Annotated in this window: 1 protein-coding gene; it reads left to right on the top strand. The window is 59.1% G+C overall.

Annotated features, from left to right (window positions below; translation table 11 throughout):
* The first annotated feature begins 242 nt into the window (after nucleotides 1-242).
* Nucleotides 243-524 carry a hypothetical protein gene (locus tag A1351_RS04910; protein WP_064032382.1) on the top strand — a complete coding sequence of 94 codons (282 nt, stop codon included), beginning with the start codon at nucleotides 243-245 and terminating at the stop codon, nucleotides 522-524.
* The last annotated feature ends 535 nt before the right edge of the window (nucleotides 525-1,059 follow it).

Below are 1,059 nucleotides of genomic sequence, written 5' to 3' on the forward strand. Positions count from 1 at the left end.
ATCGGATACGCAGGCCTCGACTTCGAGCGTCACCAGGAGGGACGGCGCCCTAAGCGTGGACCGGCCGTTTCCAGTGCGATGCGGAGCGCCACTCGGCCCATTGCCCGATTCCGCAAATGACCGCTTCGGGTCGTTTTTTTTGCGCTCCCGAAAGGGAAGGTCGCCTTCGGGAAGGGGAGGATGCCCCTTTCCGTAGCTATTGCCTTTAGCTTCTGTTCACGCTTGAGGGTAGGTTTGGGCCCATGTCCAAAAGAATCGACAAGTCGTGGGTGGTGTTCGCGAGCGTCGAGGAAAACGAACGCGGAAAATGCGTCGATGTTTTTTGTCGGCCTGATGGCACTTTTGGATTTGAGGAATTTCGGCGAGATGTCGAGGACGCCGGCGAATGGACACCGCTCGGCTATTATTCAGGGTCAACCTATGCCTCATCAACGGCCGCATATGAGGCCGCCGAAGCCGCTGTTCCTTGGCTCGCTGACATATTGCGTCGTAATCCGGCCCTGAGGCGCCATCCTCGCCGCTAGAGGATGCCGGTACCCGGTACCATTGCAAATCCCGAGGCAGCTCATCGACCGCCCGTAGCCCGAGGCGCTCGCTCATGCCCCGTAGGTAGAGTGACACCGGAACCAATGGCTGCATTGGGTCAGAGTTCCTCGTCTCCGTCCCGAAGGGGGAGGTCCCGCCAGGAGCGGTCCTTCGCCGGAAGGCCTCCGCCAAGAGTTCGCACGATTGCAACAGCCTGGGGCTTTCGCTGCGATTTTCTTGAAGCGATCAGCGGTGAAGACGTGCGACGATCTCGAATATGAGCTAGAGCAGCCCGCGGGAGACACATTTATGCGACAATGGCTTCGTGATCTCACGATTCATTTTGGCATCCTTTTATCGATGAGCGCGCTTGGCGCCGAGGCGCATCCGCGCCTTCGGAACGGCACCGCCAATTTCACGCAGCCGATCGTCGCGACGGAGCGCAAAATGATCTCGATCACCGACAAAAACGCGATCGTCGTCGACGAGAGCGCGGTCAACTCCACCGATCCGGACTATGACATAGTCCAGGCC

Origin of the sequence: Methylosinus sp. R-45379 (assembly GCF_001644125.1) — a bacterium.
Taxonomy (GTDB): Bacteria; Pseudomonadota; Alphaproteobacteria; order Rhizobiales; family Beijerinckiaceae; genus Methylosinus.